This is a genomic window from Desulfosporosinus metallidurans, from assembly GCF_001936615.1.
Taxonomy (GTDB): domain Bacteria; phylum Bacillota; class Desulfitobacteriia; order Desulfitobacteriales; family Desulfitobacteriaceae; genus Desulfosporosinus; species Desulfosporosinus metallidurans.
In genome coordinates this window covers 1-741 of the sequence record NZ_MLBF01000170.1, presented here as the reverse complement: position 1 = coordinate 741, position 741 = coordinate 1, and the positions used below count along the sequence as shown (strand labels likewise).

Below are 741 nucleotides of genomic sequence, written 5' to 3'. Positions count from 1 at the left end.
AGCGATGAACAAACGACTGGAAGAACTGAAAGAAGAGATGCTGGCCTTGGTCGGGGAAAATGCAAAAAGCGGAATCAACAATATAGACTTTGATGAGGCATATGAAAAAATCGCTGTGGAACGCAAGCAAATACTCAAAGAGAAAAATGAGTATACAGAGCAGCAAGCCCTCTACGATACATCTCGCCACAGGGTCAACGAAATGAAAAAATTCCTCGGTGCTAGGAACTGTGCTATGACCGAATTCGATAACGATCTGGTCAGGCGGCTGATACAAAGTGTCAAAGTCCTATCTAAGGAGAAGATTATCATCACCTTTAAATCCGGCCTTCAAATGGAGCAGGCCATGGAAGTGAGAGAAAAGCATCAGGATGGTAGGGCTTCATGAAACCACGGAAAATAACTGTAAAACCAATCTTACCGCCCCATGAACCGGCGAAAAACATTAAGAAAAAAGAATTGCGGGCATGCGCCTACTGCAGGGTCAGCACAGATCAGGAGGAACAACTCTCAAGCTATCAAGCCCAGGTAGATTATTATACCGATAAAATCCTGCAAACCCCAAGTTGGAGGTTTGCGGGCATCTACGCCGACGAGGGAATCAGCGGCACCAACACAAGACACAGGACAGAATTCAACCGGATGATTGAGGACTGTATGGCAGGGAAAATCGATATAGTACTAGTCAAATCCGTCAGTCGGTTTGCCAGGAACACGGTGGATAGTATCCGGTGCATCCGT

1 protein-coding gene and 1 pseudogene are annotated in these 741 nt (G+C 46.0%); both read left to right on the top strand.

Going from position 1 to position 741, the window contains the following annotated elements:
* Positions 1–388, top strand: a pseudogene (locus tag DSOL_RS28325) (hypothetical protein); the annotation flags it as partial.
* A partial coding sequence (locus DSOL_RS26195; protein WP_139314644.1) for a recombinase family protein occupies positions 385–741 on the top strand: 357 nt, incomplete at its 3' end. The pseudogene DSOL_RS28325 and the gene DSOL_RS26195, both read left to right, overlap by 4 nt.